This is a genomic window from Streptomyces sp. NPDC101178 (assembly GCF_044767965.1).
Classification (GTDB): Bacteria; Actinomycetota; Actinomycetes; order Streptomycetales; family Streptomycetaceae; genus Streptomyces.
In genome coordinates this window covers 1-24,617 of the sequence record NZ_JBIWOZ010000011.1, presented here as the reverse complement: position 1 = coordinate 24,617, position 24,617 = coordinate 1, and the positions used below count along the sequence as shown (strand labels likewise).

26 protein-coding genes are annotated in these 24,617 nt (G+C 70.6%); 16 read left to right on the top strand and 10 right to left on the bottom strand.

Going from position 1 to position 24,617, the window contains the following annotated elements; genetic code table 11:
* Positions 1–8: 8 nt before the first annotated feature.
* Complete coding sequence (locus ACIRR8_RS27490; protein WP_404069798.1) at positions 9–1,532, bottom strand: TldD/PmbA family protein; 1,524 nt, start codon at positions 1,530–1,532, stop codon at positions 9–11.
* A 237-nt stretch (positions 1,533–1,769) separates the two neighbouring features.
* Here ACIRR8_RS27490 and fabG point away from each other — a divergent pair, with 237 nt between their 5' ends.
* The 3 genes from fabG (at position 1,770) to ACIRR8_RS27475 (ending at position 3,817) form a co-directional block, all read left to right on the top strand.
* On the top strand, positions 1,770–2,489 hold the full coding sequence (gene fabG / locus ACIRR8_RS27485; RefSeq protein ID WP_404069796.1) for a 3-oxoacyl-[acyl-carrier-protein] reductase: 720 nt from the start codon (positions 1,770–1,772) through the stop codon (positions 2,487–2,489).
* Positions 2,490–2,494: 5 nt separating this feature from the next.
* The gene (gene fabI / locus ACIRR8_RS27480) at positions 2,495–3,262 is read left to right on the top strand and encodes an enoyl-ACP reductase FabI (protein ID WP_404069794.1); all 768 of its coding nucleotides are present in this window, start codon (positions 2,495–2,497) and stop codon (positions 3,260–3,262) included.
* A gap of 183 nt (positions 3,263–3,445) precedes the next feature.
* Positions 3,446–3,817 carry a hypothetical protein gene (locus ACIRR8_RS27475; RefSeq protein ID WP_404069792.1) on the top strand — a complete coding sequence of 124 codons (372 nt, stop codon included), beginning with the start codon at positions 3,446–3,448 and terminating at the stop codon, positions 3,815–3,817.
* Between the two features lie 11 nt (positions 3,818–3,828).
* On the opposite strand, the gene ACIRR8_RS27470 is transcribed toward ACIRR8_RS27475, so the two are convergent.
* Positions 3,829–4,503: a FadR/GntR family transcriptional regulator gene (locus ACIRR8_RS27470; RefSeq protein ID WP_404069790.1), complete on the bottom strand. Its 675-nt coding sequence runs from the start codon at positions 4,501–4,503 to the stop codon at positions 3,829–3,831.
* Positions 4,504–4,625: 122 nt separating this feature from the next.
* Here ACIRR8_RS27470 and ACIRR8_RS27465 point away from each other — a divergent pair, with 122 nt between their 5' ends.
* The 4 genes from ACIRR8_RS27465 to ACIRR8_RS27450 all read left to right on the top strand — a co-directional run bounded on the left by ACIRR8_RS27465 (position 4,626) and on the right by ACIRR8_RS27450 (position 7,117).
* Complete coding sequence (locus ACIRR8_RS27465) at positions 4,626–5,924, top strand: CynX/NimT family MFS transporter (protein WP_404069788.1); 1,299 nt, start codon at positions 4,626–4,628, stop codon at positions 5,922–5,924.
* A gap of 17 nt (positions 5,925–5,941) precedes the next feature.
* Positions 5,942–6,058: an SGM_5486 family transporter-associated protein gene (locus ACIRR8_RS27460; protein ID WP_256859158.1), complete on the top strand. Its 117-nt coding sequence runs from the start codon at positions 5,942–5,944 to the stop codon at positions 6,056–6,058.
* Positions 6,059–6,362: 304 nt separating this feature from the next.
* On the top strand, positions 6,363–6,494 hold the full coding sequence (locus ACIRR8_RS27455) for a hypothetical protein (RefSeq protein WP_404070116.1): 132 nt from the start codon (positions 6,363–6,365) through the stop codon (positions 6,492–6,494).
* 104 nt (positions 6,495–6,598) lie between these two features.
* On the top strand, positions 6,599–7,117 hold the full coding sequence (locus tag ACIRR8_RS27450; RefSeq protein WP_404069786.1) for a SixA phosphatase family protein: 519 nt from the start codon (positions 6,599–6,601) through the stop codon (positions 7,115–7,117).
* A 118-nt stretch (positions 7,118–7,235) separates the two neighbouring features.
* Here the strand turns inward: ACIRR8_RS27450 and serB are convergent, their stop codons facing one another.
* A complete protein-coding gene (serB, locus tag ACIRR8_RS27445) occupies positions 7,236–8,561 on the bottom strand; it encodes a phosphoserine phosphatase SerB (RefSeq protein ID WP_404069784.1) in 1,326 nt (441 codons plus the stop codon).
* A 310-nt stretch (positions 8,562–8,871) separates the two neighbouring features.
* On the opposite strand from serB, the gene ACIRR8_RS27440 reads away from it, so the two are divergent.
* Positions 8,872–11,481 carry an FHA domain-containing protein gene (locus ACIRR8_RS27440; protein WP_404069782.1) on the top strand — a complete coding sequence of 870 codons (2,610 nt, stop codon included), beginning with the start codon at positions 8,872–8,874 and terminating at the stop codon, positions 11,479–11,481.
* 103 nt (positions 11,482–11,584) lie between these two features.
* Here ACIRR8_RS27440 and ACIRR8_RS27435 read toward each other — a convergent pair whose 3' ends face one another.
* The 3 genes from ACIRR8_RS27435 to ACIRR8_RS27425 form a co-directional block, all read right to left on the bottom strand.
* Complete coding sequence (locus ACIRR8_RS27435) at positions 11,585–12,331, bottom strand: transglycosylase SLT domain-containing protein (protein WP_404069780.1); 747 nt, start codon at positions 12,329–12,331, stop codon at positions 11,585–11,587.
* Positions 12,332–12,603: 272 nt separating this feature from the next.
* Positions 12,604–13,749, bottom strand: coding sequence for an S-adenosylmethionine:tRNA ribosyltransferase-isomerase (locus ACIRR8_RS27430; protein WP_404070108.1), 1,146 nt, complete (start codon positions 13,747–13,749; stop codon positions 12,604–12,606).
* 44 nt (positions 13,750–13,793) lie between these two features.
* A complete protein-coding gene (locus ACIRR8_RS27425) occupies positions 13,794–14,519 on the bottom strand; it encodes an SDR family NAD(P)-dependent oxidoreductase (RefSeq protein ID WP_404069778.1) in 726 nt (241 codons plus the stop codon).
* Between the two features lie 245 nt (positions 14,520–14,764).
* Here ACIRR8_RS27425 and ACIRR8_RS27420 point away from each other — a divergent pair, with 245 nt between their 5' ends.
* The 3 genes from ACIRR8_RS27420 (at position 14,765) to ACIRR8_RS27410 (ending at position 16,921) form a co-directional block, all read left to right on the top strand.
* Entirely contained in the window at positions 14,765–15,910 is a 1,146-nt protein-coding gene (locus tag ACIRR8_RS27420; protein WP_404069776.1) for a GAF domain-containing sensor histidine kinase, read from the top strand.
* Positions 15,903–16,547 (top strand): response regulator, encoded by a 645-nt coding sequence (locus ACIRR8_RS27415; RefSeq protein WP_404069774.1) that lies wholly within the window; start codon positions 15,903–15,905, stop codon positions 16,545–16,547. Before ACIRR8_RS27420 ends, ACIRR8_RS27415 begins: the two co-directional genes overlap by 8 nt.
* A gap of 122 nt (positions 16,548–16,669) precedes the next feature.
* Positions 16,670–16,921 (top strand): chaplin, encoded by a 252-nt coding sequence (locus ACIRR8_RS27410; protein ID WP_404069772.1) that lies wholly within the window; start codon positions 16,670–16,672, stop codon positions 16,919–16,921.
* A 155-nt stretch (positions 16,922–17,076) separates the two neighbouring features.
* Here ACIRR8_RS27410 and ACIRR8_RS27405 read toward each other — a convergent pair whose 3' ends face one another.
* Positions 17,077–17,868 (bottom strand): hypothetical protein, encoded by a 792-nt coding sequence (locus ACIRR8_RS27405; protein ID WP_404069770.1) that lies wholly within the window; start codon positions 17,866–17,868, stop codon positions 17,077–17,079.
* A 157-nt stretch (positions 17,869–18,025) separates the two neighbouring features.
* On the opposite strand from ACIRR8_RS27405, the gene ACIRR8_RS27400 reads away from it, so the two are divergent.
* From ACIRR8_RS27400 to ACIRR8_RS27385, 4 genes are all read left to right on the top strand, one after another.
* Entirely contained in the window at positions 18,026–18,823 is a 798-nt protein-coding gene (locus ACIRR8_RS27400; protein WP_404069768.1) for an ABC transporter ATP-binding protein, read from the top strand.
* Positions 18,824–18,933: 110 nt separating this feature from the next.
* Complete coding sequence (locus ACIRR8_RS27395; protein WP_404069766.1) at positions 18,934–19,362, top strand: NfeD family protein; 429 nt, start codon at positions 18,934–18,936, stop codon at positions 19,360–19,362.
* Between the two features lie 99 nt (positions 19,363–19,461).
* A complete protein-coding gene (locus tag ACIRR8_RS27390) occupies positions 19,462–20,481 on the top strand; it encodes an SPFH domain-containing protein (RefSeq protein WP_404069764.1) in 1,020 nt (339 codons plus the stop codon).
* A gap of 78 nt (positions 20,482–20,559) precedes the next feature.
* Complete coding sequence (locus ACIRR8_RS27385; protein ID WP_404069762.1) at positions 20,560–21,333, top strand: sulfite exporter TauE/SafE family protein; 774 nt, start codon at positions 20,560–20,562, stop codon at positions 21,331–21,333.
* A 75-nt stretch (positions 21,334–21,408) separates the two neighbouring features.
* On the opposite strand, the gene ACIRR8_RS27380 is transcribed toward ACIRR8_RS27385, so the two are convergent.
* The 3 genes from ACIRR8_RS27380 to ACIRR8_RS27370 form a co-directional block, all read right to left on the bottom strand.
* Positions 21,409–21,921: an HNH endonuclease gene (locus ACIRR8_RS27380; protein ID WP_404069760.1), complete on the bottom strand. Its 513-nt coding sequence runs from the start codon at positions 21,919–21,921 to the stop codon at positions 21,409–21,411.
* Between the two features lie 138 nt (positions 21,922–22,059).
* Entirely contained in the window at positions 22,060–22,596 is a 537-nt protein-coding gene (locus ACIRR8_RS27375; RefSeq protein ID WP_404069758.1) for a YbhB/YbcL family Raf kinase inhibitor-like protein, read from the bottom strand.
* Positions 22,597–22,681: 85 nt separating this feature from the next.
* Positions 22,682–23,464: a sporulation protein gene (locus tag ACIRR8_RS27370; RefSeq protein WP_018512274.1), complete on the bottom strand. Its 783-nt coding sequence runs from the start codon at positions 23,462–23,464 to the stop codon at positions 22,682–22,684.
* An 87-nt stretch (positions 23,465–23,551) separates the two neighbouring features.
* On the opposite strand from ACIRR8_RS27370, the gene ACIRR8_RS27365 reads away from it, so the two are divergent.
* Complete coding sequence (locus tag ACIRR8_RS27365) at positions 23,552–24,196, top strand: DNA-3-methyladenine glycosylase (protein WP_404069756.1); 645 nt, start codon at positions 23,552–23,554, stop codon at positions 24,194–24,196.
* Positions 24,197–24,617: the final 421 nt, after the last annotated feature.

Below are 24,617 nucleotides of genomic sequence, written 5' to 3'. Positions count from 1 at the left end.
GTCGCGGCTCATCGTCCGGCCTCCTGCGTCGTGTTGAGGATGTTGACGCCCCGGAAGAGGGCGGAGGGACAGCCGTGGGAGACCGCCGCGACCTGGCCCGGCTGGGCCTTGCCGCAGTTGAACGCGCCGCCGAGCACGTACGTCTGCGGGCCGCCGACCTTCTCCATCGAGCCCCAGAAGTCCGTGGTCGTCGCCTGGTACGCCACATCGCGCAGCTGCCCGGCGAGCTTGCCGTTCTCGATCCGGAAGAACCGCTGCCCGGTGAACTGGAAGTTGTAGCGCTGCATGTCGATCGACCAGGACCGGTCACCGACCACGTAGATCCCCCGCTCGACCCCGCCGATCAGGTCCTCCGTCGACAGCCCGCCCGGGTCCGGCTTGAGCGACACGTTCGCCATGCGCTGTACGGGGACATGGCCCGGCGAGTCCGCGAACGCGCAGCCGTTGGAGCGGCCGAGCCCGGTGAGCTTCGCGATCCGGCGGTCGAGCTGGTAGCCGACGAGCGTGCCGTCCTTGACCAGGTCCCAGGACTGCGCCTCGACGCCCTCGTCGTCGTACCCGACGGTCGCCAGGCCGTGTTCGGCGGTGCGGTCACCGGTCACGTTCATGACGGAGGAGCCGTACGCCAGCTTGCCCAGCTGGTCGAAGGTGGCGAACGACGTGCCCGCGTACGCCGCCTCGTAACCGAGCGCCCGGTCCAGCTCGGTGGCGTGGCCGATCGACTCGTGGATGGTCAGCCAGAGGTTCGACGGGTCGACGACCAGGTCGTACGTCCCCGCCTCGACGCTCGGCGCCCGCATCTTCTCCGCCAGCAGCCCCGGGATCTGCTCCAACTCCGCGTCCCAGTCCCAGCCGGTGCCGGTCAGATACTCCCAGCCGCGCCCGGCCGGCGGGGCGATGGTCCGCATCGAGTCGAACTCACCGGTCGTGGAGTCCACCGCCACAGCCGTCAACTGCGGCTGGATGCGCACCCGCTGCTGCGTGGTGACCGTTCCGGCCGTGTCCGCGTAGAACTTGTTCTCGTGGACGGTCATCAGGGACGCGTCCACATGCGCCACCCCGTCCGCGCCCAGCAGCCGCCCGCTCCACTCGGCGAGCAGCGCCGCCTTCTCCTCGTCCGATACGGAGAACGGGTCGACGTCGTACGCCGAGACCCAGGTCCGTTCGCCGTGCACCGGCTCGTCCGCCAACTCCACCCGCTCGTCGGACCCGGCGGCCGCGATCACCTTGGCCGACAGCTTCGCCATCGCCACGGCCTGCGAGGCCACCTTCGCCGCCGCGTCCATCGTCAGGTCGACACCCGAGGCGAACCCCCAGGCGCCACCGTGCACGACCCGCACCGCGTACCCGAGGTCCGTACTGTCCGAAGCCCCGGCCGGCCGCGCGTCCCGCAGCCGCCAGGAGGCGCTGCGCACCCGCTCCAGCCGGAAGTCGGCGTGCGTGGCGCCCAGCGCGCGCGCCCGCGCGAGCGCCGCGTCGGCCAGCGCGCGCAGCGGGAGGGCCAGGAATGACTGATCTACCTCGTGGGGCACGGGGAATTCCCTTCTCGATACACGACGGCAGTGAACCACGCGGAAGGCGTGGACAGCCGGGGATATCGCGGACAGGTGTGCCCGGCACGCAACCGTGCGAACTGTAGGAACCCCACAGCACCCCGGACAAGCCACTGTCAGGGCCCGATTCCTCGATCGGCCCACGGTACCGATAGATTTTCGACGTACCAGCCCGCCATGGACTGCGCACCACACCGCCAAGGAAAGGGTGATCCGTTGAGCCGCTCGGTTCTCGTCACCGGAGGAAACCGGGGCATCGGCCTCGCCATCGCCCGCGCCTTCGCCGACAACGGCGACCAGGTAGCGATCACCTACCGCTCCGGCGAGCCGCCCCAGGCCCTCACCGAGGCCGGTGTCCTCGCGGTCCGCTGCGACATCACCGACGCCGAGCAGGTGGAGCAGGCCTACAAGGAGATCGAGGAGAAGCACGGTCCCGTGGAGGTGCTGGTCGCCAACGCCGGTATCACCAAGGACCAGTTGCTGATGCGGATGTCCGAGGAGGACTTCACCTCCGTCCTCGACACCAACCTCACCGGCACCTTCCGGGTCGTCAAGCGCGCCAACCGCGGCATGCTGCGCGCCAAGAAGGGCCGCGTCGTCCTGATCTCCTCCGTCGTCGGCCTCCTCGGCTCGGCGGGCCAGGCCAACTACGCGGCCTCCAAGGCCGGACTCGTCGGGTTCGCCCGGTCGCTGGCCCGTGAGCTCGGCTCGCGGAACATCACCTTCAACGTCGTCGCCCCCGGTTTTGTCGACACCGACATGACCCAGGCGCTCACCGAGGAGCAGCGCAAGGGCATCGTGTCCCAGGTGCCGCTGGGCCGCTACGCGCAGCCCGACGAGATCGCCGCAACCGTGCGCTTCCTCGCCTCCGACGACGCGTCGTACATCACTGGAGCCGTCATCCCCGTTGACGGCGGATTGGGCATGGGTCACTGATCACCATGAGCGGAATTCTCGACGGCAAGCGCATCCTCATCACCGGGGTGCTGATGGAGTCGTCCATCGCGTTCCACACCGCGAAGGTGGCCCAGGAGCAGGGGGCCGAGGTCATCCTCACCGCCTTCCCGCGCCCGACCCTGACCGAGCGCATCGCCAAGAAGCTGCCGAAGCCCGCCAAGGTCATCGAGCTGGACGTGACGAACCAGGAGCACCTGGACCGGCTGGCGGGCCTGGTCCGCGAGGAGCTCGGCTCGCTGGACGGCGTCGTCCACTCCATCGGCTTCGCCCCGCAGGACGCGCTCGGCGGCAACTTCCTCAACACGCCGTTCGAGTCCGTCGCCACCGCGATGCACGTCTCGGCGTTCTCCCTGAAGTCGCTGGCCATGGCGTGCAAGCCGCTGATGAGCGAGGGCGGCTCGATCGTCGGCCTCACCTTCGACGCGCAGTACGCCTGGCCGCAGTACGACTGGATGGGCCCGGCCAAGGCCGCGCTGGAGGCCACCTCCCGCTACCTCGCCCGCGACCTGGGCAAGGACGGGCTGCGCTGCAACCTGATCTCCGCCGGACCGATCGGCTCCATGGCCGCCAAGTCCATCCCGGGCTTCTCCGAGCTGGCCGACGTCTGGAACCACCGCGCACCGCTCGCCTGGGACATGTCCGACCCGGAGCCGGCCGGCCGCGGCGTCGTGGCGCTGCTCTCCGACTTCTTCCCGCGCACGACGGGCGAGATCATCCACGTCGACAGCGGCGTGCACATGATGGGCGCCTGACCGCGCGCAGCCTCTGCTGGCGGCCCCCGGCCGCGTACCTCCTCCTGGCTCTTCGAGGCGGTACGCGGCCGGGGGCCGTCGCCGTCCGTGACTCCCTGCCGCCGCTCCGGTCGAAAAGTCTGACGTTCCACCGCAGAATGTGGAGGAACCGGACTTCTGTCAGGCTGCGGGAGGGAGATCGCCGTGCGCCCCACGCGTCGCCGCACCCGTCTCCTGCTGGCCGCCTCGGTCGTCCTCGCCGCGCTCGCCGTACCTCTGGGGGTCCACGTGGCCACAGGCGCCGACTCCGGTACGGCGGCGGCGCCTGTGGAGCCCGAACCGGCCGGCTCCGAGTGCCGTACGACGATCGAGGGCTCCCGGGTAGTCGCGTACTGCCACAACCCCTACCCCTCCACCGACCTGGTCCAGCTCCACACCGAGTGCGTCCGCTGGTGGGACGTCGACGCGGACGGCGCGGCGGTCGCGGTGGCGCCGGGCCGGACCGTACGGCTGGAGGACCGCTGCTGGAAGGAGATCGCGACGGCCTGGGTCAGCCACCGGCCGGCGCCGCTCTGAGGGGCCCGGCGCTACACGCGGTCCGCCAGGCAGTTCAGTGCGTGACCCGCCGCCTCGGCCGCCGCCGTCTCCGCGTCCCCGGCGCGGATCGCCTCGACCAGTCGCGCGTGATCCATATGGTTCTCGGGGCGCAGTTCAGGTCCCACGTCACCCCGTAGGTAGTCGCGCAGCAGATCCCCGAGGTCCGCGTAGAGCCCGGTCAGTACGTCGTTGTGCGAGGCGGAGACCACCGCCAGGTGCAGCGTCGCGTCGGCCGTCACGAACGCCTCCGCGTCGCCCGAGGCCCACGCCTCCTCCCGGCGCGCCATCAAGGTGTCGAGCTGCCGCAGATCGCGCTCGGTACGGCGTACGGCGGCGAGCCGGGCGGCCGACGACTCCAGCGTCGAGCGCAGCTCCGCGATGTGGCGCGGGTCGGCGGCGGCGAAGCGGCGGTGCATCACCCCGGCCAGCTCGCTCGTGGCGATCACATAGGTGCCCGAGCCCTGCCGGATGTCCAGCAGCCCGTTGTGCGCCAGGGCCCGGACCGCCTCGCGTACGGTGTTACGGGCCACGCCGAGCTGCTCGACCAGCTCCGGCTCGGTCGGAATCCGCGAGCCGACCGGCCACTCGCCCGAGGTGATCTGGTTCCGCAGTTGCGCGATCACCTGGTCGGCGAGTGCCGAACGCCGGGGAGACGTCAGCGCCATGGTGCTCCTTGCTCGTGAGCTGAGAGGGCGGGTCCGGGGGATTCTCTCAGGGTGACCGGGGAGGTCGGTTCACCGGAAAGAGGATTGGACAACCAATCATCCCATGATTCTATGATGGCCTCATGCCGGACGACGAGACCCAGACCCTGAACCGCGGCGCCGCCGCGCGCACCCCCACCGGCCCCCGGGCCCTGCGGCTCCCCGGAGCCGCCGAGGCCCCGGCCCCCTGGCTGCTGCGGCTGATCGCCGTCGGGCTCGTCCTGGCCGCCCTCAACCTCCGCCCCGCCATCACCAGCCTCGGCGCCCTCCTCGAAGAGGTCCGCGACGGGCTGCACATGAGCGGCAGCGTGGCGGGCGTACTCACCTCCGTACCGCCCCTCTGCTTCGCGGTCTTCGGGGTCATGGCACCCCGCCTCGCCCGCCGCTTCGGCGCGGGCGCCGTCGTCTGCGCGGGCATGGCGGCCATCGCGGCGGGCCTGGTGATCCGCCCGTACATCGGCTCCACCGCCGGGTTCCTGGCCGCCAGCGCGCTGGCCCTGATGGGCATCGCCGTCAGCAACATCCTGATGCCGGTGATCGTCAAGCGCTGGTTCCCCGACCGCGTCGGCACGATGACCGGCCTCTACTCCATGGCCCTGGCCCTCGGTACGGCCCTCGCCGCCGCCGTCACCGTGCCGCTGACGGGCGCCATGGGCGGGAGCTGGCAGTCCGGGCTCGCCGTCTGGGCCGTGCTCGCGGCCCTCGCGGTGCTGCCGTGGATCGTCCTCGTACGGGACCGGACCCCGGCGCCCGGGACGTCCGTCCCCGGATCGGCCGCCGCACGCCCCGCCGACGCGCCGGCGCTCCGGATCACCCGCAGCCGGACCGCGTGGGGGCTCGCCTGCTTCTTCGGGCTCCAGGCGACGGCCGCGTACATCACCATGGGCTGGATGCCGCAGATCTTCCGCGACGCCGGGGTCTCGGCCGGTACGGCGGGTGTCCTGCTCGCGGTCACCATGGCGATGGGCGTCCCGCTCGCCTTCGTCATCCCCAGGGTCGCCGGCCGGCTCAAGCAGCAGGGCCCCATCGTGGTCGTCCTCGGCCTGTGCGGCCTGATCGGTTACGGCGGCCTCTACCTGGCCCCGGCCGCTGGCGCCTGGGTCTGGGCGGTGCTGCTCGGCGTGGCCAACTGCGCCTTCCCGCTCGCCCTCACCATGATCGGCATGCGCTCGCGGACCGGGGCGGGCGTGGTCCGGCTCTCCGCCTTCGCCCAGTCCACCGGCTACCTGCTGTCCATCCCGGGCCCGCTGCTCGTCGGCGTGCTCTACCAGCACAGCGGCGGCTGGGGACTGCCGATCGCGCTGATGGCGGGCCTGATGATCCCGCAGATGGTGGCCGGAGTGCTGGCCGGGCGGGACCGGACCATCGAGGACGAATGCTGAGATGCGAGACTGGCTCCATGCCAGTGCTCGATCCGCAGCCCAAGAACGGTCAGAAGAAGCTCCTCCTCGTCTTCGGGGCGATGCTTCTCGTCACGGTAGTCATCGGTGTGATCGCCTCGATCGCCTCGCCCTGACGTCCGGCGGCCCCGCCCATGGTGGGGCTGGCCCCCTGTCCCCTAGGGGGACAGGGTCAGGGTGAAGTGGGTGGATCACCGGATGGGACCGGGCCGACCCGTTCCGTAGGTTCTTCGGTAACGAACCGAACACCCCACGGAGGCGGACATGACGGTCCCTGCGCACCCCAGGTCCCTTCGACCAGCCGCCTCCTCGCGACCCGTCGCTGCTTCCCACCGATCCGTCCCTGTTTCCCACCGACCCGTCACCGCTTCCCGCCGACCCGCCACCGACCGTGTCGAGATACGGCTGCCGTGGTGGGCCGTGGCGCTCCCGGCCGTCGCGTTCGCCGCGCTGCTGCTCATGATCATGAGCCCGGGGCAGGCGCAGGCGGCCACCGCCGACCCCGCATTCGGACAGCTGATCGAGCGCGCACTCCACCTGCTCGCTCCTTGATCCACGCGTCGCGGCGAAACCGTCCCGGACCGGCGCGTCCACCTTCCGGATGAGGCTGTCAACACCCTGCGCCGGAGGCCGCGTTTCATGCGAAGCTGAGGTGTATGAGCGTTGAGACACCTCGCAGGATCGTCCTTCTCAGGCATGCCAAGGCGGAATGGTCGCAGAGTTCGGATCATGAGCGCCCGCTGGCCGAGCGCGGTCGTAAGGACGCGCCCGTGGCCGGCCGCAGGCTCGCCGACTCCGGCATCGACTTCGATCTGGCCCTCTGCTCCAGCGCCGTCAGGACCCGGGAGACCTGGAAGCTGGCGGTCCACGAATTCGCCCAGCGCCCCAGGACCGTTTACGAGGAGAGGCTGTACGAGGCCTCCCTCGGCGAACTGATCGCCCTGTTCAACGAGGTCCCGGACGACGTCCACAACCTCCTGGTCATCGGTCACAACCCGGGCATGCACGGCGCCGCCGACGCCCTCTCCGGATCGGCCGAGGGCGACACCCTGGCCCGGATGACCCGGGACGGCTTCCCGACGGCGTCCTACGCCGTGGTGGAGTTCCCCGGCTCCTGGAAGAGCGTGGAGCACGGGGCGGGCAGACTCACCGAGTACTGGACGCCGAACGACTGAGTGCCCCGACCTCACCGGCACATATGAACACGCAGGGCCCCGGCACGCGTCCCGTGCCGGGGCCCTCTTCCGTATGCTGCCGGAGGCCGTCGGGCGACTCCGTACGCTGCCGAAACCGTCAGTCGACGACGCCGTCCGCCGCCTCGACCTCTTCACGGGTGATGCCGAGCAGATAGAGCACGGTGTCCAGGAACGGCACGTTCACCGCTGTGTGCGCGGCCTCGCGGACCACGGGCTTGGCGTTGAAGGCGACCCCGAGCCCCGCCGTGTTCAGCATGTCGAGGTCGTTCGCCCCGTCCCCGATGGCCACCGTCTGGTCCAGCGGCACCCCCGCCTGCTCGGCGAAGCTCCGCAGCAGCCGGGCCTTCCCCGCCCGGTCCACCACATCGCCGACGACCCGCCCGGTGAGCTTGCCGTCCACCACCTCCAGGGTGTTGGCGGAGGCGAAATCGAGGCCGAGACGCTCCTTGAGGTCGTCCGTGACCTGGGTGAAACCGCCCGAGACGACGCCCACCTGGTATCCGAGGCGCTTCAGCGTACGGATCAGGGTGCGGGCGCCGGGTGTGAGCCGGACCTCGGCGCGCACCTTGTCCACCACCGAGGCGTCCAGCCCCGCCAGCAGCGCGACCCGGGCGTGCAGCGACTGCTCGAAGTCCAGCTCGCCGCGCATCGCCTGCTCGGTGACCTCGGCGACCTTGTCCTCACAGCCCGCGTGGGCCGCGAAGAGCTCGATCACCTCGTCCTGGATCAGTGTGGAGTCCACGTCCATCACGACCAGCCGCTGCGCCCGCCGGCTCAGCCCGGCCGAGACCACGGCGACGTCCACGCCGATCTCGGCGGCCTCGGTCGCCAGCGCGGTCCGCAGCTCCGCCGTCCCGGTACCCGACACCGCGAACTCGACCGCCGTGACCGGGTACTTCGCGAGCCGGAAGATACGGTCGATGTTGCCGCCGGTCGCGGTGATCGCGGCCGCTATGGCGGCGGTCGACTCCGCGGTGAGCGGGTGGCCCAGCACGGTCACATGGGAACGGCCGCTGCCCCGGGGCCGGTTGTCACCGGTGCCCGAGATGATCTCGGCCTGGAGCTTCAGGGAGCCCGCCCAGCTGTGCACGGTCGCCCGCAGATCGCCCTCGGTCGTCCCGCCCGCGGTGGGCGAGGTGACCAGAGCGCACAGCACGATGCGGCCCCGGGTGACGACCTGCTCGATGTCCACGACGTCGACGGCGTACGCGGCCAGGGTGTCGAACAGCCCGGCGGTGATGCCGGGGCGGTCCTTGCCGAAGATCTTGACGAGGAGCGTGGGCGTGCTGTCCGCAAGGTCCACAGATTCCGCCGGGTTCACAGGCTCCGCCGAGTTCACGGGGTCCGCCGGGTTCACAGGTTCCGCCGGATTCACGGGAGGCTCGGAGGAGGAGGAAGGCTGAGGTGGCTGAGATGCGCTCATGGTGATCCCACCGTATCGGTCCCGCGGCCGCCTCCGGCCGTCCGTCCCGAGTGCCGGACGGAAAGGTACGGGCGTTCCGGTGCGGCCCCGCCCGGTGGTCGGCCCACCGCCGTCCCGCCGTCCCTTATGTGACGAGTTCGCGCCACTTGCCCTTCACCGGACGGTACGGGAACTTTCGCGACGCCTTCTCCCTTATAGGGCCCGACTTCACCGGCCCGACTTTCGGATAAGGGACTGCTCCTGGAATAGTTCCCCACGATGTTCAGCATCCCTAGACTCCCTGCGACGGGGGTATCACGGGGGACAACTAGTGGGGCGCGGAGTGCCGGAACTCGTACTGGAATTGAATGGCAGCACCTGGACGCTCGATCCGTCCAGGCCGTACACCCTGGGGCGTGACCCGCAGGGAGACCTGACGATCGACGACGCCAGAGTCTCGTGGCGGCACGCCACGATCAGCTGGAGCGGCCGGAGTTGGTTCATCGAGGACCACGGTTCCACCAACGGCACGTATGTGCAGGGACAGCGGATCCAGCGGACGGAGATCGGGCCCGGCTCCGCCGTACGCCTGGGCAACGCCACCGACGGCCCGCGGCTGAATCTCACCGCCGGCGCCGGTGCCCACGGCGGTCAGCCGGCCGCCGCAGCCCACCAGGCCCCCGCGCACCAGCAACACCAGCCGCAGCAGCGCGCGCAGGCGGGCGGCGGCGCCTGGCCCGGACAGCAGGCAGCCGCCCAGCACCAGGCCCCGCCCCCGCAGGCGTGGCAGCAGCAGGCACCGGAGCACCAGCAGCAGGCCCCGTACCAGCAGCAGGTGCCGCATCAGCAGGGCCCGGCCCAGCCCGCCGCCCCGGCCCACGGCGGCGGACCGGTCCACGCCGGTGCCGCAGGTGCTCCGCCCGTCTACGGCGACCGCAGCCCGACCACGTTCCACCAGCTGGCGCTCGGCCGGGTCATGCGCATCGGCCGTGCGCTGGAGAACGAGCTGGTCGTCTCCGACCTCCAGGTCTCCCGCAACCACGCCGAGTTCCACGCGACGCCCGACGGCCGGTTCGAGATCCGTGACCTCGGCTCGCACAACGGCACGTACGTCAACGGTCTGCCGCTCCAGAAGTCCGGCTCGGCGCTCCTCGGCCCGAACGACATCGTCGGTGTCGGCCACTCGACGTTCCGCCTGGTCGGCGACCGGCTGGAAGAGTTCGTCGACACCGGCCAGGTCTCCTTCTCGGCCCGCCACCTCACGGTGACGGTCGACGGCGGCAAGCAGATCCTCAAGGACGTCTCCTTCGGCGTTCCGGAGAAGTCGCTGGTCGCGGTCATCGGCCCTTCCGGTTCCGGGAAGTCCACCCTGCTCAAGGCGCTCACCGGCTACCGGCCCGCCGACGAGGGCGACGTCCTCTACGACAACCGGAACCTGTACAAGCAGTTCGCCGAGCTGCGCCAGCGCATCGGTCTGGTCCCGCAGGACGACATCCTGCACAAGGAACTGACCGTCACCAAGGCCCTCAAGTACGCGGCCAGGCTCCGCTTCCCCGCGGACACCACCGAGGCCGAGCGCCAGGCCCGGATCACCGAGGTCCTCGCCGAGCTCAAGCTCGACATCCACAAGGACAAGAAGATCACCTCGCTCTCCGGCGGCCAGCGCAAGCGAGTCTCGGTCGCCCTGGAGCTGCTGACCAAGCCGTCGCTGATCTTCCTGGACGAGCCGACCTCCGGCCTCGACCCGGGCATGGACCGCGATGTCATGCAGCTGCTGCGCGGCCTCGCCGACGACGGCCGTACCGTGCTCGTCGTCACGCACTCCGTGGCCGAGCTGGCCATCTGCGACAAGCTGCTCGTGATGGCGCCCGGCGGCGCCGTCGCGTACTTCGGTCCGCCGGAGGAGGCGCTGAACTTCTTCGGCTACAGCTCCTGGGCCGACGTCTTCTCCGCCTTCGAGAACTACCGCGACTACGACTGGGCGGGCCGCTGGCGCGGTTCGCAGCACTACCAGATGTACGCCGCCGACATCGACGCCGTCGCCGCGCAGTCCGTCCACATGCCACCGCCCCAGCAGATGCGGCCCCCGAAGCCGCAGGGCTGGGGGACGCAGCTGTGGACCCTGGTGCGCAGATACACCTCGGTCATCGCCTCCGACAAGGCCTTCCTCGGCCTGATGGTGGCGCTGCCCGCGGTGATCGGAGTGCTGGCCGCGGTCATCCCGGCCGACTTCGGGCTGGCCCCGCCCACGCCGCCGACGCAGTTCAACGGCAAGGCCGGGATGATCCTGCTGATCCTCGCGGTCGGCATCTGCCTGGCAGGTTCCGCCAGCTCCGTACGGGAACTGATCAAGGAACGCGTCATCTACGAACGGGAACGGGCCACCGGCCTCTCCCGCTCGGCCTATCTGGTGTCCAAGGTCATCGTGCTCGGCGTGATCACCGCTTTCCAGAGCGTGATCCTCTGCGGTATCTGCTTCGCCGCCCGTGAGTTGCCGGCCGAGGGGCTGTTCATGCCTCCGGCCGTCGAGATCTGCATCTCCATCGTGGCCCTCGGGTTCACCTCGATGATGTTCGGTCTGATGATCTCCGCGCTGGTCAAGACGTCCGAGATGACCATGCCGCTCCTGGTCATGTTCGCGATCGTCCAGCTGGTGTTCACCGGGGTTCTCTTCCAGGTGTACGGCACGCCCGGCCTGGAGCAGCTCACCTGGCTGATGCCCTCCCGCTGGGGCGTGGCCGCGGCCGGCACCACGCTGGACCTGGCCAACCTGATGCCACCGTGGGACCCGAAGAACCCGACCGACCTGGACCCGCTCTGGGAGGCCACGGCGACCCAGTGGGGGATCAACATCTTCGTGCTGCTGGTGCTCGGCCTCCTCTGCGCCTTCGCCGTCGCCCGGCTGCTGCGCCGCCACGAGCCGGAGGTCATGCGCAAGTAAGGCCCGTACGGAGACTCGTACGGTACGACGCCGAGGCCGGCACCCCGTGGGGTGCCGGCCTCCGGCATGTGTACCGCTGCTGGGCTCAGCTGTACGGCTGGGCTCAGTACGCGCTGTCGACGTTGTCCATGGTGCCGTAGCGGTCGGCCGCGTAGTTGCAGGCGGCGACGATGTTGGCGACCGGGTCGTACAGGTCCTTCTTGGTGCCCTTGACGTGGTACCGGTCGAAGGTCGGCTGGATCACCTGGAGAAGGCCCTTGGAGGGGATGCCGTTGCGGGCGTTGATGTCCCAGTTGTTGATCGCCCAGCGGTTGCCGCTGGACTCCCGGATGATGTTGCGGTGGATCCCCTCGTAGGAGCCGGGGATGCCTTCCTTCTTCATGATCGCCATGGCCTCGCGGATCCAGCCGTCCAGGTTGTTGGCGTAGACGGGCTTGCGCGCGGTGGAGCGGTTGGCGGCCTCGGCGCCGCGCTTCTTCGCGTCGGCCTTGGCCTTGGCGGCCTTCTCGGCCTTGTCCTTCGCGTCCGCCGCGGCCTTGGCCTTCGCGGCCTTCGCCTTGGTCTCGGCGGCGGCCTTCGCCTTGGCGGCGTCGGCGGCCTTCACGAGCTGCTCGGCGGTGGAGTGCTGCTCGATGATGCTGTTCTGCACGGTCTTGGCCTGTGCGGAGCCACCGGTGAAGGCGACGGGGGCGGCAGCGCCTGCTGCCTGCGGGGCGACCTCGGCCTCGGCGTTCGACGGGACGAGCGAGAAGGTCAGGGAGGCGACGGCCAGGGCCGACACACCGGCCACGGAGATCTTCTGGACCTTGTTCAGACGACGGACACGGCTGGGGATGCGAGTCGCAGACATGTAGGGCTACCTCTTCGAATGCTCAGGTGTCCTCACGGAGGACGAGACCGGAGGCGGCGATGCGCACCTCCGTCGGGGACGAGAGCAATTCTTAGCGGCAGCAAAATCGTGTGGCAAAGGTGTGACGTACGAAGCTGGATAGTGGAACAGGGTCCTGTTCGTCCGAAATAACCCCCGCTCATGCCCACCCAAAACGCCCTTTTAGGTCCACTAGGGGCGTTCGTAAGTGACCTGCGCCCTATGCCTGGGCTCACATCGGCGACGCGCCGACCTCACCACTCGTTGCTGGAGCAATTCAGAGCGTTACGTTCCTCATCCGGCAGGATGAGGTGGACGTCGCCGAACTCGTGCCAGAGGTAGCGCCGCTCCAGCGCCGCCTCGTACCCGCGGCGCAGCGCCTCACGCCCCGCCACCGCCTCCAGCATCAGCAGGTGCGAGGCCTGCGGTTCGTGCAGCCCGGTCAGCAGCCCGTCCACCACTCGCACCCCCCGGCGCGGCGTCACCACCAGATCCGTCCAGCCCGCGGCCGGCCGCACCACCCCCTCCGCATCCGCCGCCGACTCCAGCGCCCGCACCGCCGTCGTCCCGACCGCCACCACCCGGCCGCCCGCCGCCCGCGCCGCGTTCACCAGCCACGCCGTGGTGGACGGCACCGCGAACCGCTCCGGGTACGGCGGTTCGTGCGCCTCCGCCGACGCCACCCCCGTATCCAGCGACAGCGGCGCGAACTGGACCCCGCGGCTCACCAGCTCCGCCACCAGGGCGGCGGTGAAGGGCCGGGCGGCGCTCGGCATCTCCGCCGAACCGCTCCCGTCGGCCGCCGGGACCGCGAAAACCGTCTGGTACGCCGAGAGCGGCTGGTCCCGCTCCGTGTACGCGTACCGGATCGGCCGCCCGTACCGCCGCAACAGCTCCGGCACCCGCTGCGGAACCCGCGCCCACCACAGTCGCGCGCCCACGGCGGGGCCCGGGGAGCTGCGCCGGTCCCGCCCGCCCGGCAGACCGCCTCCCACCGGCTCCTCCAGCACCAGTTCCCGCCCGCCCGGCAGCCGTACGACGGCACCGGCCGGCCCGCCCGGACGCGGCCCGCTCGCCCCCGAGGCACCGGGCGCCCGCAGCTCCACCGACCACCGCCCGTCCTCACCCCGCGTCGAGAAGTGCACGACGACCAGCTCGCCGCCCACCCGCCCGTTCACCGCGGCCGGCAACGTCGCCGACGTGTTCACCACCAGCACGTCACCGGCCCGCAGCTGCCCCGGCAACTCCCGGAACGCATGGTGCGAGACGGCCGGCCCCCGCGTCACCAGCAGCCGTACGTCATCCCGCCCCGACCCCCGCTGCTCGGCCGGCACCCGGGCCGACAGCTCCACCGGCACCCGCAGCGCCTCCAGCGACGGCGCCCGGCACCCCTCATCCACCGGAGCACCCGAGCTCCCGTCCCGCCGCGCCGACTCCACCGAGCTCACCGCGCACTCCCGAAAGCTCCCGGCCCCTCCTCCAGCAGCGCCGGAGCGGCGAACCGGCCGCTCGCCGGCCGCTCCCGCACCAGCCGCAGGAACGCGGGCACCACGCTCGCCGGCGACGGGCGCGTCTCCCCGCCGTCGTCCGGCACCGCTGCCGCGTACAGGTCCGTGTCCATGTCCCCCGGATCGACCGCCCACACCCGCAGCCCCGGCTCCTCCACGCCCAGCACCGCCGCCAGCTGGTCCAGCGCCGCCTTCGACGCCCCGTAACCGCCCCACGTCTCGTACGCCTCCGCCGCCGCGTCCGAACTGACCACCACGACCGCCCCCGAGGCCGACGCCCGAAGCAACGGCAGCGCCTCCTGCACGAGGCCGAGCGCGGCCACCACATTGGTCTCCAGCGCCTGCTGCAAACCGTCCAGCGGCTGCGCCTCCAGCCGGACCAGCGGCGCGGCACCCAGCACACTGGCGTTGCTCACCAGCAGATCGAGCCCGCCCAGCTCACCGGCGGCCGCCACCAGCTCCGCCCGGTGCGCCGCGTCCGTGACATCGCCCGGCACGGCCACCACCCGCGTCCCGTACCGCTCCCGCACCTCCTTCGCCGCCGCCTCCAGCACCCGGGACGTCCGCGCGTCCAGCACCAGATCCCACCCCTGCCGGGCCAGCGCCGCGGCCAGCGCGCGCCCCAGCCCCTTCGAACCACCCGTGATCAACGCAACCGGCATCGTGACCGTCCCCTTACAGCGCATCGGCGTCTACCGGGCCGACCCCGGCGACTCCAACCTAGGAAGCCCTGATCACGGAGCGCCTCGCCCAGGAGCCGCACCCGCACCCGGCACTTCGTCCTAGGACCGGGGAGGTCCTAGGACCTGCGACCGGCTACGGGCCCGCGACCGGCCTAGGTCCACGGCCCGCTCGCAGCCGTCCTCGGCCCGATACGGCCCCGTACCCCCGCCGGTACGGTGATCCCATGAGTCATCGCCCACCGTCGGCCCTCGCCGCGGTGAGTGCCGCGCTGCTCGCCATGAGCCGGCACCTCGAAGTAGGAGACGTCCTCAAGACGATCGTCGCCTCCGCCCGCGAGCTGCTCGACGCCCAGTACGCGGCCCTGGGCGTCCCGGACGACCACGGCGGCTTCGCCCAGTTCGTCGTCGACGGCGTGAGCGACGAACAGTGGAAGGCCATCGGCCCGCTGCCCCGCCAGCACGGCATCCTCGCCGCGATGCTCCACCAGGCGAAGCCCGAGCGGCTCGCCGACGTCCGCAAGGACCCCCGCTTCGAGGGCTGGCCCGACGCGCACCCCGACATGTCCGACTTCCTCGGCCTGCCCATCACGGACGGCGACGAGATCATCGGCGCGCTCTTCCTCGCCAACAAGATGTGCCCCAAGCCCGACGGCGGCTGCGGCTTCACCGCAGAGGACGAGGAACTGCTCTCGATCCTCGCCCAGCACGCCGCGATCGCCCTCACCAACGCGCGCCTCTACGAGCGCAGCCGCGAGCTGACCATCGCCGAGGAACGCTCCCGCCTCGCCCACGAGCTGCACGACGCGGTCAGTCAGAAGCTCTTCTCGCTGAGGCTCACCGCCCAGGCCGCCGCCGCACTCGTCGACCGCGACCCGGCCCGCGCCAAGGGGGAGCTCCAGCAGGTCGCCGTCCTCGCCGCCGAAGCGGTCGACGAGCTGCGGGCGGCCGTCGTGGAGCTGCGCCCGGCCGCGCTCGACGAGGACGGCCTGATCGCCACCCTCCGTACCCAGATCCAGGTCCTGGACCGGGCCCACGCGGCCGCGGTCACCTTCGGGAGCAGCGGTGTACGCGCCCTGCCCGCCGCCCAGGAGGAGGCGCTGCTCCGGGTCGCGCAGGAGGCCCTGCACAACGCGCTGCGCCACTCCGGCGCCGAGCGCGTGCACGTCACCCTGACCCGCCGCGCCGCCGCGACCGTCCTGCTCATCACCGACGACGGCATCGGCTTCGACCCCATGGCCGTCCGGCGGGCGGGCCGGCACCTCGGGCTGGTCTCCATGCGCCACCGGGCCAAGAGCGTCGGCGGCCGCCTCACCGTTGTTTCGGAGCCCGGAAAGGGCGCCACGATCGAGATGGAGGTCCCCGGTGGCTGACAAGATCATCAAGGTGCTGCTGGTCGACGACCACCAGGTGGTCCGCCGTGGACTGCGTACGTTCCTGGAGATCCAGGAGGACATAGAGGTCGTCGGCGAGGCGTCCGACGGCGCGGAGGGCGTGGCCCGCACCGAGGAGCTGCGGCCCGACGTCGTCCTCATGGACATCAAGATGCCCGGCACCGACGGCATCGAGGCCCTGCGCAGGCTCCGCCGGCTCGACAACCCTGCCAAGGTCCTCATCGTCACCAGCTTCACCGAACAGCGCACGGTGGTCCCGGCCCTGCGCGCCGGAGCCTCCGGTTACGTCTACAAGGACGTCGACCCGGATGCCCTGGCCGGTGCCATCCGGTCGGTCCACGCCGGACACGTCCTGCTCCAGCCGGAGGTCGCCGGAGCACTCCTCGCCCAGGAGGACGCGGGCAGCGGTACGGGCCGGGGGAGCACCCTCACCGAGCGCGAGCGCGAGGTCCTCGGTCTCATCGCCGACGGCCGCTCCAACCGGGAGATCGCCCGCGCGCTCGTCCTCTCGGAGAAGACGGTCAAGACCCATGTGTCGAACATCCTGATGAAACTCGACCTGGCGGACCGCACGCAGGCGGCGCTGTGGGCGGTACGGAACGGGGCTGCGGGCTGACCCGGGCCGAGATTCATACTGTCGGGTGTATGTCACCCGAACGGCGTATCCTTCCGGGCCGTACGGCGTTCTCCAGAGCGTGCTGCGGCGGCTTGCCGCAGCCTCTCTAGGAGGATCCTGAAGTGAAGAACCTGAAGAAGACCGCCGCCGTCACCATGATCGCCGGCGGGCTCATCGCCGCCGGCGCCGGCGCGGCCTCCGCGACCGGCCACAGCGGCGCCGGCGCCCACGGCGTTGCCGTCGGCTCCCCGGGCGTCGCCAGCGGCAACGTGGCCCAGGTCCCGGTCCACGTCCCGGTGAACGTGGTGGGCAACACGGTCAACGTGATCGGCCTGCTCAACCCGGCCTTCGGCAACCTCGGCCTGAACCACTGAGACCCCCAAGCCGGACGGGCCACCCCGGCCCGTCCGGCGCCCGTCCCGGCCCGTCCGGCGTTCGAGGACGGACCTCCCGCGCAGGAGCCCCGAGGCAACGGACCGCCGAGCCCGGCGAACCCGGCCCGTCCGGCGCCCGAGGACAAAGGCCCGCGCTACCGCGCCACCTCCCCGCCCTCCACGTACGCGTTGTACGCGGCAACGGCCGCCCGCCGGGCCACCCGCTCCACCGGCCGCAACGCCGCCCCCCGAGCCGCCATCTCCGACGCGCTCACCGCGCCCCCGTGCCCCGACCCGTACGCCACCGAGACCAGCAGCCCCACCCGCCGCGCCAGCTCCAGCACCCGCACCGCCCGCGGCGGATAACCGGGCGCCAGCACATCCCGCCCCCGGCCCCCCTCCGCCCGCGCCCGGTACGCGTCCACCGCCGCCTCCGCCACCGGCCCGGAACCGGCGACGTCCAGCCGGGACAGCGCCGCCGTCGCCTCCCGCAACGCCTCCGCCAGCTCCCGCTCCGCCTCGCCCAGCGACGGCACGTCCGCCGGCGGCGCATCCCGTACCGGCAGCACCCGCCACACCACCTCGACGTGCAGATCCCCGGCCGGCCCGGCCTCGCTCACCTCCGGCACCAGCCCGTACGGCACCCCGTACGCGATCACCGCCTCCTCCGCCTCCAGCGCCCGCGCGTTGAAGTCCGGCGGACCGGACAGCCCCAGCGGATGCCCCGGCACCGGCAGCGCGACCCGGAAACCGGTCGCCCCCAGCGCCCGCAGCCGCCCGAGCGCCAGCGTGAGCCCGACCGGCCCCGTCTCACCCGGCAGCCCCTCGACGCGGTGCACCGCGTCCTCCCCGACAACCGCGAGAGCCGCGTCGTCCGGCGAGACAAGTCCCGCCAGAAGCGCGTTCCCCCAGGCGGCCAACAACCCTGAACGTGGTTCCTCAAGCATGGAGACAGCCTAGGGAACCTGCCGAACCGGCCGGGAACGTCACCGGGAGCGGACCTCACGGCCGGAGCGCTCGCGCGGTGGCGTAGGTTTTCTCCTGGGACTGTGCCCACAGGCACGCGACGATCTCGACGAGACTGCATGGGGAGACAACGCGCTCATGAGCGATGTACTGGAGCTGGTGGACGTATCCGTGGTCCGCGACGGACGCGCTCTGGTGGACGACGTCTCCTGGTCGGTCAAGGAGGGGGAGCGCTGGGTCATCCTGGGCCCCAACGGCGCCGGCAAGACGACGCTCCTCAACCTGGCGTCCAGCTACCTCTTCCCGAGCAAGGGAACGGCCACCGTCCTCGGCGAGCGGCTGGGCGGCGTCGGCACCGACGTCTTCGAGCTCCGCCCCCGCATCGGCATGGCCGGCGTGGCCATGGCCGACAAGCTGCCCAAGCGGCAGACGGTCCTGCAGACGGTGCTCACCGCCGCGTACGGCATGACCGCCACCTGGCACGAGAACTACGAGGCCGTCGACGAGGAGCGCGCCCGCGCCTTCCTGGACCGCCTCGGCATGACCGAGTACCTGGACCGCAAGTTCGGCACGCTCTCCGAAGGAGAGCGCAAGCGCACGCTGATCGCCCGCGCGATGATGACCGACCCCGAACTGCTGCTCCTCGACGAGCCCGCCGCCGGACTCGACCTCGGCGGCCGAGAGGACCTGGTCCGCCGCCTCGGCCGCCTCGCCCGCGACCCGTACGCCCCCTCCATGATCATGGTCACCCACCATGTCGAGGAGATCGCGCCCGGCTTCACCCACGTCCTGATGATCCGCCAGGGCAAGGTCCTCGCGGCCGGACCCATGGAGACCGAGCTCAGCTCCCGCAACCTCTCGCTCTGCTTCGGCCTGCCGCTGATCGTCGAGCACACCGGCGACCGCTACACCGCCCACGGCCTGCCCCTCTCCTGACCGGCCCGCGTCGATCCCCGGAACAAGCCCGGCGGCGCGTACCGCAGTTGACGACAGTTGACCACCCCTGCGCCCTGTCGGTGACGCACCGACAGTCCTACGATGACCATGTGGACATCGACGCGTGGGTGTGGTGGCTGATCATCGCGGTGGGGCTGGGCATCCCCCTCGTCCTGACCGCGATGCCCGAGTTGGGAATGTTCGCGGTCGGGGCGCTGGCAGCGTCGCTCGTCGCGGCGCTCGGCGGCGGCATCGTCGCCCAAGTGCTGGTCTTCGTGGGGGTGTCGGTGGCGCTGCTCGTCGTCGTCCGCCCGATCGCCGCCAGACACCGCGCCGGACAGACCGGACACGCCAGCGGCATCGACGCGCTGAAAGGCCGTCAGGCGGTCGTGCTGGAACGGGTCAGCGCCGCCGGCGGCCGCATCAAGCTCGCCGGCGAGGTCTGGTCGGCGCGCTCGCTCGACGAGGACCAGGTCTACGAGCCCGGCCGGCAGGTCGATGTCGTGGACATCGAGGGAGCGACGGCCGTGGTCATGTGAGCGAACCACGCACGGGGCGGGCGCAGTTCTGCGAGACTCGAAGTCGATCATGTCGATCATCATGAGATCCGCCGGCAACCGAAGGGCACGAGAGACACGATGCAACCGATCATCATCGTCCTGATCATTCTGGTGGTGCTCGTCTTCATCGCCCTGATCAAGACGATCCAGGTCATCCCGCAGGCCAGCGCCGCCATCGTCGAGCGTTTCGGCCGCTACACGCGCACCCTCAACGCGGGCCTGAACATCGTCGTCCCGTTCATCGACTCGATCCGCAACCGGATCGACCTCCGTGAACAGGTCGTGCCCTTCCCGCCGCAGCCGGTGATCACCCAGGACAACCTGGTCGTCAACATCGACACCGTCATCTACTACCAGGTGACCGACGCCCGCGCCGCGACCTACGAAGTCGCCAGCTACATCCAGGCGATCGAGCAGCTCACCGTCACCACCCTCCGCAACATCATCGGCGGCATGGACCTGGAGCGCACCCTGACCTCCCGCGAGGAGATCAACGCGGCCCTGCGCGGCGTCCTCGACGAGGCCACCGGCAAGTGGGGCATCCGCGTCAACCGCGTCGAGCTCAAGGCCATCGAACCGCCCACCTCCATCCAGGACTCGATGGAGAAGCAGATGCGCGCCGACCGCGACAAGCGCGCCGCGATCCTCACCGCGGAAGGCATCCGGCAGTCCCAGATCCTCACCGCCGAAGGTGAGAAGCAGTCCGCGATCCTGCGCGCCGAGGGCGAGTCGAAGGCAGCGGCCCTCAGAGCCGAGGGCGAGGCCCAGGCGGTACGTACGGTCTTCGAGGCCATCCACGCCGGCGACCCGGACCAGAAGCTGCTGTCGTACCAGTACCTCCAGATGCTCCCGAAGATCGCCGAGGGCGACGCCAACAAGCTCTGGATCGTGCCCAGCGAGATCGGCGACGCCCTCAAGGGCCTCAGCGGAGCCTTCGGCAACATCGGCGGCGGCGCCCCGGGCTTCAACACCGGCGGCAACGAGGGCAATGGAGGCAACGGCGGAAACGGGGGCAACGGCGGCAACGGAGGCGGTGCCGGCGTGATCAACCCCCGCGGCACCGCCGTCGAACGCCGCGAAGAACCCCCGGTCCACTGACACCCCACCCCCTTCGTGCATGATCAGTGAGGCCCCTCGACCTTCATGGCGGGGAGGCATCACTGACCATCGAAGGAGATGGCCTTGTCCATCTGGGAAATACTCGCCGTCTTCGCGGCGGGAGTAGGCGCGGGCACGATCAACACGATCGTCGGCTCAGGCACCCTGATCACCTTCCCCGTCCTGCTCGCCACCGGCCTCCCGCCGGTGACCGCCACCGTCTCCAACGCACTCGGCCTGATTCCCGGCTCCATCAGCGGAGCCATCGGCTACCGCAAGGAGCTGGCCGGCCAGCGCCGTCGCATCCTGAAACTCTCCGTAGGAGCCGCCATCGGCGGCCTCACCGGCGCCACGCTCCTCCTCGCGCTGCCCTCCACGGCGTTCGAGACGATCGTCCCGGTCCTGGTCGCCCTGGCCCTCGTCCTGGTGATCCTGCAACCACGCATCAGCAAAGCCGTCCAGCGCCGCCGCGAACGCACCGGCACCCCGGCCCGCCCGGACGGCGGCCCGCTCCTCTTCACCGGCCTGACGCTCGCCAGCGTCTACGGCGGCTACTTCACGGCGGCCCAGGGGATCATCTACCTCTCCCTGATGGGCATGCTGGTCGACGACACCCTCCAGCGCCTCAACGCCGTCAAGAACGTCCTGGCCGCCGTGGTCAACAGCATCGCCGCGCTGTTCTTCCTCTTCGTCGCCGACTTCGACTGGACAGCGGTCGTGCTCATCGCGGTCGGCTCGGCCATCGGCGGCCAGATAGGCGCCAAGGTGGGCCGCCGCCTCAGCCCCACCTTCCTGCGCGCCCTGATCGTGATGGTCGGCTCGGCGGCCATCGTCCAGCTGCTGCTCCGCTGACCCACGTGGGCCCGCCCCCGGACAGGGACGGGCCCACGCATACGGCGTCAGCCGTACGTCATCTACGCCATGGCTCTACGCGGCAGCCGCCGCCCGGTCCAGCCACGCGGGCAGCTCCGCCCGGTCACCGGCACCCATCGCCAGCAGCATCGCCTCGGCGGGGGAGGGGACGAACGGCTGCTTCAGCAACAGCATCCCCGCCTGCTCCGGCGTCCGGGCCGCCTTGCGGTGGTTGTCCTCCGCGCAGGACGCCACCGTGTTCAGCCAGGTGTCCTGACCGCCCTGGGCCCGCGGCACCACATGGTCCACGGTGGACGCCCGCCTCCCGCAGTACGCGCACCGGTGCTGGTCCCGGACCAGCACACCCCTCCTGGACCACGGCGCCTGTCTTCGGAACGGCACCCGCACGTACCGGCAGAGCCTGATCACCCGGGGCACCGGGATGTCCACGGCGGCACCACGCATACGGAGCTCGGGATGCGACTGCTCGACGACGGCCTTGTCCGTCAGGATCAGGACCACCGCACGGTTGAGCGTCACTGTCGACAGCGGCTCGAAGCTCGCGTTGAGAACCAGCGTGTCACGCATCCTGCCCACCTCCCGTGTGCCGCCCGCCCCCTGGCAGGCCCGGATCAACTCTGGCTGGGCAGGCCGCGATGGACAACGCAATAAAAAATGCCCTGCTCTGATCTCTCCAAGACCAGAGCAGGGCAAACAACAGGCGAACTAATCGGCGGCGGGAGCCTCGTACTCACCGACCAGTTGAGCACGCCCCAGCGTGTGGAACCGGAGGTTGAAGCCGACCACAGCGGGCGAGGAGTCGCTGTCGATACCGAGCTTCTCGGTGTCCACCGCGTACACGGTGAACACATAGCGGTGGTTCTCCCCGGCCGGCGGCGCGGCCCCGCCGAACTCCTTCGCCCCGTAGTCGTTACGGGCCTGGACCGCGGCCTCGGGCAGCCCCGCGAACGCACCGCTGCCCGCGCCGGCCGGCAGCTCGGTCACCGACACCGGAATGTCGAAGACCACCCAGTGCCAGAACCCGCTCCCCGTCGGGGCGTCCGGGTCGAAACACGTCACGGCGAAGCTCTTGGCCTCCGCCGGGAACCCCTCCCACCGCAGGTGCGGCGAGGTGTTCCCGGACGCAAGCACCTGCGCGTCCCCCAGCACGGCACCCGGAGCGAGATCCTTGCTCGTCACGGTGAACGCGTGCACCTCCGGATGGAAGTCGTGCGGCAGCGGGGCCCTCTTCGGCTCGGTCACGTCTGGCACCTCTCCTGATCGGCGTCGGCTCGTCTTCAGCGGGTTTCCCCACCTGACGGATCTACCCCCATCCGACCTTAGAGACCTAGAGCCAGTTGCGCTGTCCGCCGACCTGGGCGAGCCACTGATTGAGGTACGCGGCCCAGTCGGTCTGCTGGAAGTCGTGCAGACCCACCTTGAACGCGCGGTACGAGTCGCTGCCCTCGCTGAACAGCCCCGGCTTCTTGTCCATCTCCAGGATCACGTCCATCTCCCGGTCGTCCGCGACGAACGTCAGCTCGACCTGGTGGAGCCCGCGGTACTGCGACGGCGGGACGAACTCGATCTCCTGGTAGAAGGGCAGCCGCTGACGCGACCCGCGGATGTGTCCGCGCTCCATGTCCGCGCTGCGGAAGCGGAAGCCCAGCTGTCCGAAGGCGTCGAGAATGGCCTGCTGCGCCGGCAGCGGGTGCACGTTGATCGGGTCCAGGTCACCGGAGTCCAGCGCGCGGGCGATCTCCAGCTCGGTGGTCACCCCGATGTCCATGCCGCGCAGATGCTGACCGGCGAACATCGTGACCGGGGTCTCCCACGGGATCTCCAGACCGAACGGCACCACGTGCACCGCGCCCGCCTGCACCTCGAAGGCACCGCCGAGCCGCACCTTGGCGAACTCGATGTTCTGCTTCGTCTCCTGGTCACCGCTCTCGACCTCGACCCGCGCTTGCAGACCGACGGAGAGCCCCTCGATCTGCTGGGCCACCGACCCGCCCTGGATCCGCACCTCACCCTGCACGACCCCACCGGGGACGACGTTCACCTCGGTGAGCTCGGTCTCCACCGAGGCACCACCGGCACCCAGACTCGCGAGCAGCCGCTTGAAGCCCATGTTCACTCCTTCTTGGTCCTGACCCCTAGATACGCGCCATGACCGTAGCCGGTTCCCGCTCCCGCTCTCCCAGTACCCTCGGACGGCATGACCAAGGGCCCCGACCGCACACCGCTCACCCGCGACTTCTTCGATCGCTCCGTCCTGGACGTCGCCCCCGACCTGCTGGGCCGCACCCTCGTCCGCCGCAGCGAAGAGGGCACGATCGAGGTCCGCCTCACCGAGGTGGAGGCGTACGCCGGCGAGATCGACCCCGGCTCGCACGCCTTCCGGGGCCGCACGGCCCGCAACAGCGTGATGTTCGGCCCGCCCGGCCATACGTACGTCTACTTCACGTACGGGATGTGGCACTGCCTCAACCTGGTCTGTGGCCCCGAGGGCCACGCGAGCGGGGTGCTGCTCCGGGCCGGCGAGATCAACGTGGGCGCAGGCCTCGCCCGCGTACGAAGGGTCTCGGCCCGCAATGACAAGGAACTGGCCAAAGGCCCGGCCCGCCTCGCCACCGCTCTCGACGTCGACCGCACGCTGAACGGCAGCGACCTGTTCGCCGGCCCCACCGCCGCACTCTCCGTCCTCCACGGCACTCCGCCCGCGCCTGACCAGGTACGGAGCGGCCCTCGCACCGGAGTCGGCGGCGACGGGGCACACCAGCCATGGCGCTTCTGGATCGGCAGCGACCCCACGGTGAGCCCCTACCGAGCCCACGCTCCCCGTCGCCGCCGGGCGAAGTGACGGGCCATGAGCGACTTGACGGCGCTTGGGCGGACGCCTAATGTAGTCCGAGCCACTTGACACGGGTACAGCTGTCGGAACGGCCCATCGGACCGGACCGGCCAACCCAAAGAGGCCAAACCACTACCTACGACTCACCCTGGCGGGTGCGAATTCGGCATGCCCGTAATTCGCTGGACAGGCTCGATTATGAGCTGCCAAGGGAATGGGCTAACGTAGCGGACACGCCGAAAGGCAAGGCCACTCCACAGGCCAACCGGAAATTGAATTCGGACCGGAAACGGAACGAAAAAGAGTCTGGTAAAGTTGGAACCGCCGGAAAGGGAAAAACGCGAAAGCGAAGAACCTGGAAAGCGAAACCGCACGGCCCGCTTCGACCGGGAGTCAGACACCGGAAAGTGTCTGATAGAGTCGGAAACGC